This window comes from Actinomadura sp. (assembly GCF_044508335.1).
Classification (GTDB): domain Bacteria; phylum Actinomycetota; class Actinomycetes; order Streptosporangiales; family Streptosporangiaceae; genus Spirillospora.
Window position 1 is genome coordinate 8,631 of sequence record NZ_JBIQHY010000019.1, and the last position, 8,232, is coordinate 16,862.

Genomic DNA, 8,232 nt, shown 5'->3' on the forward strand with positions numbered 1-8,232 from the left:
ACGGTGGAAGAGCGGGGCCGCGAATCCGTAGGATTCCGGCATGATCGACGCGACGTGGCGGCGCGGCGATGTCGTGCTCGATCTGTACGAGGTCCGCGACGTGGTCGCCACCGGCGGCATGGGGCTGGTCTACCGGGTACGGCACCGCGGCTGGGACACCGAGCTGGCCGTGAAGGTGCCCCGCCCCGAGCTGGTGAAGTCGGAGCAGGCGCTGCGGAGCTTCGAGGCGGAGGCGGAGACGTGGGTCGGGCTCGGCCTGCACCCGCACATCGTGAACTGCGCGTACGTCCGCCGGGTCGGTCCGCTGCCGGGCGTGTTCGCCGAGTGGGTCGCCGGCGGCAGCCTCGCCGACGCGATCCGCGACGGCCGGCTGCGCGACCCGGACCCGCGCCGCACCACGGGCCGCATCATCGACGTCGCGATCCAGTTCGCCTGGGGGCTGGACCACGCGCACCGCAGCGGGCTCGTCCATCAGGACGTCAAACCGGCCAACGTGATGCTCACCTCGGACGGGACCGTCAAGGTCACCGACTTCGGGCTGGCGAAGGCGCGAATCCGGGCGGGTGAGGACGGGGTTCCGCGCCCCGACGCCGACCCGGCCGTCAGCTTGGCCGGGCTGACCCCGGCGTACTGCTCGCCGGAGCAGGCGCAGGCGGCGGCGGACGGCCGGACGCCGCTGACCCGCGCGACCGACGTGTGGTCGTGGGCGCTCAGCGTGCTGTCGATGTTCACCGGCGGCCCGCCGACCCGGTCGGGCGCCGCGGGCGGGCGGGTGTTCGAGGAGTTCGCGGTGCGGGCCGCGGGCGTCCTGCCGCCCGGGCTGGCGGAGTTGCTGCGCGCGTGCTTCCGGCCGGACCCGTCGTCCCGGCCCGACCGGATGGACGCGCTGGCCGACGAGCTCGCCACCGTGTACGCGCAGGTCACCGGCGACCCTTATCCGCGGGCGCGGCCCGCCCCGGCGACGCTGCTGGCGGACGGGCTGTCGAACCAGGCGCTGTCGATGCTCGACCTCGGGCACGCCGAGGAGGCGGACGCGCTCTGGGAGCGGGCCCTGCAGGCCGACCCGAGCAATCCGCACGCCGTGTTCAACCGCGGGCTGCGGCTCTGGCGCGCGGGGCGGATGACGGACGCGCAGCTCATCGCCGAGCTGGAGCAGGTCCGCGCGTCCCACCGCGACGACTGGATCGGCGACCACCTGCTCGGCCTCGTCCACCTGGAGCGCGGTGACGCGGAGCGGGCCGCGGCGGCGCTGGAGGCGGCCGCCCGGCGGGCGCCCGGCGCTCCCGAACCGGCCGCCGCGCTCGCCCGCGCGCGGCGGCTGGACGCCCCGCCGCCGGCCGTGGTGCTGGAGGGCCACGGCAACGCGGTCGGCGCCGTCGCGCTCGCGGAGGACGCGGCGACGGCGGTCAGCGGCGGCCGGGACGAGGCGAGCCCGCCGCCGCCCGGCTCCGAGGGCGGCACCGTGCGGATCTGGGACGTGGCGGCGGGCCGCTGCCTCCACGTGCTGCCCGCGCACTCCGGCGGGCTCGGGGGCGGGGTGAGCGCGGTCGCGCTGAGCCCCTGCCGCCGCTTCGCCGCCTCCGGCGGGACGGACGGGGCCGTGCTCCTCTGGGACGTCCGGTCCGGGCGGCTCCTGCACCGGCTCGGCGGCCACGCCGGCCGGGTCGACTCGCTCGCGTTCACCCCGGACGGCTCCCTTCTGGTGTCGGCCACGGAGGGCGGCGCCGTCCGGCTCTGGGACACCGCCGGCGGCCACTGCGTCCGCACGCTGCAGGAGGAGCAGCACCTCGGGCGCAGCCTCGGCGGGGCCGTCGCGGCCACCGCCGGCGGCCGGATCGTGCGGTGGGAGCCCACCACGATGCGGCTGCGGGTGTGGGACGCCGCCAACGGCGTCCTCGTCCGGACGACGACGATCCCCCGCGCCCGGGTCGCGCTCAGCGCGGGCGGCCGCGTCGCGCTCGCCGCGGCAGGGACCGAACTGCGCGTCTGGGACGCCGTGGCGGGCCGCCCCCTCCGGACCGTCGAGGTCCCGGCGCTGCCCGACACCGGCTTCGCGGTCAGCGGCGACGGCGCGCGGGCCCTGGCGATCGGCCCGGACGGCCTGCAGCTGTGGGACCTGGACGAAGGACGATGCCTCCGCACGCTGCCGGGCCGCGGCGCCGGCGGGGCGCTCATGCTGAGCGAGGACGGGCGGCACGCGGTCACCGCGGCCGGCGGACCGGCCGTCCGGGTGTGGCGGCTCGCGGACGCCGGTCCCCGCTCGCCGTGGAGCCACGCCCGTCCCCGCACCGCGGCGGAACTCGCCCGGGAGGCCGACGCGGCGGCACTCGCCCTCGACCGCGCCCGCCGCCTCGCGGACGGCGGCCAGTGGCCGCGGGCCGCCGCGGAGCTGCGCGCCGCCCGCGGCGTGCCCGGCCACGAGCGGAGCCGCGAGCTGCTCGACCTCTGGCGCGCCGCCGGGCGGCACGGCCGCCGGACGGCGCTGCTCGGCGCCTGGCAGGGCCGCCCGCTCCCCGACACCGGCGGCAAGCTGGTGAGCGTGAGCGTCCTCAGCCCCGGCGGCGTCCTCGCGGCGGCGTTCGGCGGCTGGTCGATCGCGTGGCTCGTCGACGCGGCGTCCGGCGACCACCTGCACACGCTCCAGGTGGGCGGCATGTCCGTCGGCTCCCTCGCGTTCACCCCCGACGGCCGCCGGCTGCTGACCGGCGCGAGCGACGGGAGGGTCCGGATCTGGGACGTGATGTCCGGCGAATGCGTCGGCGTCCTCGGCGGACACCGCCCCGAGGTCAGGGCGCTCGCGGTGAGCCCCGACGGGCGGCTCGCCGCGTCCGGCGACGAGGACGGCGTCGTCCGGGTCTGGGACCTCGCCAAAGGCCGGCGCAGACACGTCCTCAAAGGCCACAGCGGGATCGTCTTCTCCCTCCGCTTCGGCCCGGACGCCGGAACCCTGCTCGTGGGCGACTTCCGAAGCGTGGTGACGCTGTGGAGGCTGGACGGGAAGCGCGCGCACATCCTGCCCGGGCAGACCCCCGCCGCGATGAGCGCGGACGGCCGCACGGTGGTGTCGTGCGGCAACACCGTCGGCGTCCTCTGGACCGCGGACGGGACCACGGGCGAGGGCACCGGCTACATCCCCGGTGCGCCGGAGCACCTGGCCTCGATCCGCGTGGACGCCGACGGAGCCATCGCCGCCACCGTCGGCCCGGACTCCGCCCTTCGCATCTGGGACCTGCGCGCCGAACGCCTCCTGCACCGCCCGCGGGAGCCGGTCGACTGCCTCACCGAGGGCACCGCCGACGGGTTCGCGGCCTCCGGCGGCGCCGACGGGGCGCTGCGCGTCTGGCACCTCCCGTCCGGACGCTGCCTGCACACCCTCAAGGCGCACAGCGACGCCGTCGAGTGGGTCGGCCTCAGCGCCGACGCCCACCTCGCGGTGACGCGCGGCCGGGACCGCGCGATACGGGCCTGGGAACTCGACTGGGACTACACGTTCGAGGACGGAAAGGGACGACCATGATCCTCAGCTGTTCGGGCTGGGCGTGCACGCGGCTCATCTCGGTGTCGAAGGTGCCGGGCGGCAACCCGGTGGCCCTCGCCGACCCGGAGAACTACGCGATCCAGTTCAAGATCTGCGAGGACTGCGGCAGCTACTTCTGCGACCGCTGCCACGCCCCCGGCTCCCGCCTCCGCGCGCCCCGCTGCGCGTCCTGCGGCGGCAAGCTCGCGCCGGGCACGAAGCTGGAGCGGCTCAGCGGCCGCCCCCGGCCCGCCGAGGTCGAGCACCACAAGAGGGGCGTCGAACTCGTCAAGTCCGGCCGCCCGGACGAGGCGATCCGCGAGTTCGACGCCGCGGTCGCGCTCCGCCCCCCGTACGCCGCCGCCCACCACTGGCGGGGCATCGCGCTCACCGAGGCGGGACGGCCCGGCGAGGCCCTCGCCGCCTTCGAGACGGCGCTCAGGCTCAACCCGTCCGACGTGGCGTCCCACTTCGAGAAGGCCCGCGCGCTCACCCGGACGGAGAACACCGCCGCGGCGATCGCCGCGTACGACCAGGCCATCGCCGTCCAGCCCGGCTACCCGGCACCGCGGATCAACCGGGCGATCCTCCTCATGGACGGCGGCCGCGACGCCGACGCCCTCGCCGCCGTCGAGCAGGCGATCGCCCTCATCACCGGGGGGCGCGCCGTCGGCGCCGGCCGCTACGACCTCGCGAGCGCCCACAGCGTCAAGGGCGCCGCACTGGTCAAGCTGGGCCGCTACGAGGAGGCGCTGCCCGCCATCGACTACGCCATCGACAACGGGCCCGACTCCTGGAACGACCACTACAACAAGTCCTACGCCCTGGAACGCCTGGGCCGCATCGAGGAGTCCGAGATCGCCCGGGGCATCGCCGACTCCCTCCGCAACTCCTGACCGGGGTGACCGCTGAACCGCCGGGTCGCGCGAACGGCGGGACGAGCGCGTGCGCGACGATGGACGCCGGACCGTGAGGAGGCGGGGATGTCGATCGGGGACGGGACGCTGGCCGTCGGCGCCGGGCGGCCGGAAGCGGAGAACCACACGCCGGGGCTGCCCGGCCCGGTGTTCGCGTCGCATTTCCACCTGGCCGGCGAACCCACCGGGCCGTACACCTACGGGCGGGACACCAACCCGACGTGGACCCTGCTGGAGCGGGCGATCGGCGAGCTCGAAGGCGGGGCGGAGGCCGTCTCGTTCTCGTCCGGCATGGCCGCCGTGTCGGCCGTGCTGCTGTCGCGGGTGCGGGCCGGCGACGTCGTCGTCATGCCGGACGACTGCTACCAGGTCACGCGGGAGCTGAAGGAGCGGCTGGAGTCCTACGGGGCGGTGGTGCGGATGGCGCCGACCGCCGGGGACGCTCAGATCGGGCTGGTGGACGGTGCCCGGCTGGTCTGGCTGGAGTCGCCGTCCAACCCGAACCTGGACGTGTGCGACATCGCGCGGATCGCCGAGGCGGCCCACGCGGCGGGCGCGCTGGTGGCGGTCGACAACACGCTGGCCACGCCGCTGGGGCAGCGGCCGCTGGATCTGGGCGCCGACTTCTCCGTCGCGAGCGACACCAAGGCGCTGACCGGGCACGGGGATCTGCTGCTCGGGCATGTCGCGACGCGTGATCCGGAGCTGGCCGAGGGGGTCCGGCTCTGGCGCAAGACCGTCGGCGCCGTCCCCGGGCCGATGGAGGCGTGGCTGGCGCACCGGTCGCTGGCCACGCTGCAGCTGAGGCTGGAGCGGCAGGCGGCGAACGCGCTGGCGGTGGCCGAGGCGCTGCGGGGCCGGGTTCGGGGGCTCAGGTATCCGGGGCTGCCGGACGACCCGTCGCACGAGGTGGCCGCCCGGCAGATGCGGCGGTCCGGGTGCGTCGTCTCGTTCACGCTGCCGGGCGAGGAGGCCGCCGAGCGCTTCCTCGGGTCGCTGCGGCTCGTCATGCAGGCCACCAGCTTCGGCGCCGTGCACAGCTCCGCGGAACGGCGGGCGAGGTGGGGCGGCGACGCCGTGGCGCCGGGGTTCGTCCGCTTCTCGGCCGGTGTCGAAGACACCGAGGATCTCGTGGCGGACGTCCTCCAGGCCCTGGAGAAGGCCCTCTCATAGCCGCCGGAGGACGCGCCAGGGCGATCAAGGACGGGCGATCAAGGACGGGCGCGCATGTCCTCCGCGACGGCGTCGGCGGCCTTGCGGGCGGCGATCAGGACCGGGTCCCAGACGGGCGCGAACGGCGGGGCGTAGCCGAGGTCGAGGCCGGTCATCTCCTCGACCGTCATCCGGTTCCACAGCGCGATGGCGAGGCCGTCGATCCGCTTGGCGGCGTTCTCCCGGCCGACGATCTGCGCGCCGAGCAGCCGCCCCGACCGGCGCTCGGCGATCAGCTTCGTCTTCATCGTCGTGGCGCCCGGGTGGTAGCCGGCGCGGGTCGTCGACTCGACGACCACGCTGAGCGCCGCGAACCCGGCGGCGGCCGCCTCCCGCTCGCTCAGCCCGGTCCGCGCGACCTCCCAGTGGCAGATCTTCGACACGGCGGTGCCGGCGACGCCCGGGAAGGTGGCGTAGCCGCCGCCGAGGTTGATGCCGGCGACGCGCCCCTGCTTGTTGGCGTGCGTGCCGAGCGGGATCGCGGCCGGGCCGCCCGACACCAGGTGGCGGCTCTCGACGCAGTCGCCGGCCGCCCACACGCGCGCCGACCGGGTCCGCATCCGCCGGTCGGTGACGATGCCGCCGGTCGGGCCCACCTCGATCCCGGCGTCGCGGGCCAGCCCCGACGCCGGCTTCACGCCCAGCCCCAGGACGACCAGGTCCGCGGGCAGCGTCCGGCTCCCGGTGCGGACCGCGGTGACGCGCCCGCCGGGCGAGGTGTCGAAGCCCTCGACCGGCTCCCCCAGGTGCAGCTGCACGCCGAGGCCGCGCATGGCGTCGGCGATGACGGCGCCCATGTCCGGGTCGAGGCTCCCCATCGGCTGGTCGGCGGCGTCCACGAGCGACACCTCCAGCCCGCGCGTCACCATCGCCTCGGCCATCTCCAGGCCGATGTAGCCGCCGCCCACCACGACGGCGCGGCGCGGCGCCCGCTCTTCGACGGCGCGCCGGATCGCCACCCCGTCGTCCAGCACCTGGACGCCGTAGATCCCCTCGGCGTCCGCCCCGGGCAGGCGCGGCCGGACGGGGACGGCGCCCGTCGCGACCACGAGGTCGTCGTAGGGCTCCCAGCGCTCACCGCCGCCGTCCACGTCGCGGAGGCGCACCCTGCCGCCGGCAAGGTCGATCTCCACCGCCTCGGTGCGCAGCCGCAGGTCGATGTCCCGCTCGCGGTGCTGGGCGGGGGTTCGCGCGATCAGCTTGTCGAGATCGTCGACCACGCCGCCGACGAAGTACGGGATGCCGCACGCCGAGTAGGACGTGTAGTGCCCCCGCTCGACCGCGACGATCTCCAGGTCGTCCGGGCCGCGCAGCCTGCGGGCCTGGGACGCGGCGCTCATCCCGGCGGCGTCGCCGCCGATGACGAGCAGGCGTTCGCGTGCGGCCATGCCGTTCCTCCCAAAGGCCGGTCCTCCCGGCCGTCGTCTCGTCACCGACCATAGACGCGGCGGGCGTTGCCGGACGCGATCATCCCGGCGAGCCGCCCGGCGTCCCGGGCCGTCCACGCGCCGTCCTCGACGCCGCCCGCGAGGAACCCGGCGAGGCCGTGCCGGAACAGCAGCGCGCCCAGGTGGTACAGCTCGGCGAGGCCGAAGGCGTCCGAGGAGTACAGCACCTTCCCGAACGGGGCGAGCTCCAGCAGCTCGGCGATCAGCGCGGGCGAGCGGTGCCCGAGGTTGTGGGTGGCGAGGCCGACGTCGGCGTACACGTTCGGCAGCACCTGCGCGAGGTAGCCGGCGTGCCGGTGGAACGGGTAGTTGTGCAGCAGCAGCGCCGGGGCGGGGTCCATGGCGCGCAGCAGCTCGATCAGCAGCAGCGGGTCGCCGCGGCGCAGGTCGGCGTCCACGTCCCCGTACCCGACGTGGAACTGGACGGGCAGCCCCGCGTCGACCGCGCACCACACGAGGAACCGGTGCAGGATCTCGTCGCAGACGCGCGGCGCGGCGCCGCTCGCCTCCGCCGCGCGCATCAGCTGCCCGGCCGCCCCCGTCACCTCGGCGTCGGACGGCCGCAGCCCGGACAGCTCGAGACCGGCCCGGTAGGCGGCGATCGACTTGGCGCCGGCGGCGCCGCTCGCGTCGATCCGGGCGCGCACCTCACCGGCGAAGGCCGCGGCGTCGACGCCGGCGGCGGCGACCTGCTCGGCCACGGTCTCCAGCCGGACGATCTCGCGGGCGTCCGCGCCGGCGAGCCGGCCGAGCTCGGCCGGGCCGAGCAGCGCCTCCGGGCCGTAGCCGGTGTCCACGTAGAGGGCGTCCAGCCCGGCCGCGGCCAGGAAGCGGCGGTTGACCTCGGCCGCGCCCAGCTCGGCGCGGCGCGCCAGGTACTCGTCCGGTTCCGCGTGCGCGTCCAGGCCCAGCACGGGCGGGCACCAGCGCCGCAGCGCGAACCCCACCTGCGTGTCGAACATGGTCGTCCCGGGCGGCCCGGACGTCTCCGCCTCGGTCAGCGCCTCCTCGAACTCCGCCCGGTCGAGATCGCGGTCGAGGACGCCGTGGCAGTGGTGGTCGACCAGCCGCATCGACTCCAGGTGCTCCAGCACGGCGCGCTCCTCCTGACTGCAACGGGCCCTGACTGCAACGGGCC

At 76.2% G+C, this 8,232-nt stretch carries 5 protein-coding genes; 3 read left to right on the plus strand and 2 right to left on the minus strand.

Features of this window, described 5'->3' with window-relative positions; genetic code table 11:
- Positions 1-40 precede the first annotated feature (40 nt).
- The 3 genes from ACIWVC_RS10050 to ACIWVC_RS10060 all read left to right on the plus strand — a co-directional run bounded on the left by ACIWVC_RS10050 (position 41) and on the right by ACIWVC_RS10060 (position 5,607).
- Positions 41-3,517, plus strand: coding sequence for a protein kinase (locus ACIWVC_RS10050; RefSeq protein WP_396454028.1), 3,477 nt, complete (start codon positions 41-43; stop codon positions 3,515-3,517).
- Positions 3,514-4,413, plus strand: coding sequence for a tetratricopeptide repeat protein (locus ACIWVC_RS10055; RefSeq protein ID WP_396446936.1), 900 nt, complete (start codon positions 3,514-3,516; stop codon positions 4,411-4,413). Before ACIWVC_RS10050 ends, ACIWVC_RS10055 begins: the two co-directional genes overlap by 4 nt.
- 87 nt (positions 4,414-4,500) lie before the next feature.
- Complete coding sequence (locus ACIWVC_RS10060) at positions 4,501-5,607, plus strand: cystathionine gamma-lyase (RefSeq protein ID WP_396446935.1); 1,107 nt, start codon at positions 4,501-4,503, stop codon at positions 5,605-5,607.
- Positions 5,608-5,645: 38 nt separating this feature from the next.
- Here the strand turns inward: ACIWVC_RS10060 and ACIWVC_RS10065 are convergent, their stop codons facing one another.
- On the minus strand, positions 5,646-7,034 hold the full coding sequence (locus ACIWVC_RS10065; RefSeq protein WP_396454029.1) for an FAD-dependent oxidoreductase: 1,389 nt from the start codon (positions 7,032-7,034) through the stop codon (positions 5,646-5,648).
- A gap of 41 nt (positions 7,035-7,075) precedes the next feature.
- Complete coding sequence (locus tag ACIWVC_RS10070; protein ID WP_396446933.1) at positions 7,076-8,188, minus strand: amidohydrolase family protein; 1,113 nt, start codon at positions 8,186-8,188, stop codon at positions 7,076-7,078.
- Positions 8,189-8,232: the final 44 nt, after the last annotated feature.

Excerpts from the sequence above, each read along its gene's own strand:
- ACIWVC_RS10065 (WP_396454029.1), bottom strand. The coding sequence starts at position 7,034 with ATGGCCGCACGCGAACGCCTGCTCGTCATCGGCGGCGACGCCGCCGGG.
- ACIWVC_RS10050 (WP_396454028.1), top strand. The coding sequence starts at position 41 with ATGATCGACGCGACGTGGCGGCGCGGCGATGTCGTGCTCGATCTGTAC.
- ACIWVC_RS10060 (WP_396446935.1), top strand. The coding sequence starts at position 4,501 with ATGTCGATCGGGGACGGGACGCTGGCCGTCGGCGCCGGGCGGCCGGAA.
- ACIWVC_RS10055 (WP_396446936.1), top strand. The coding sequence starts at position 3,514 with ATGATCCTCAGCTGTTCGGGCTGGGCGTGCACGCGGCTCATCTCGGTG.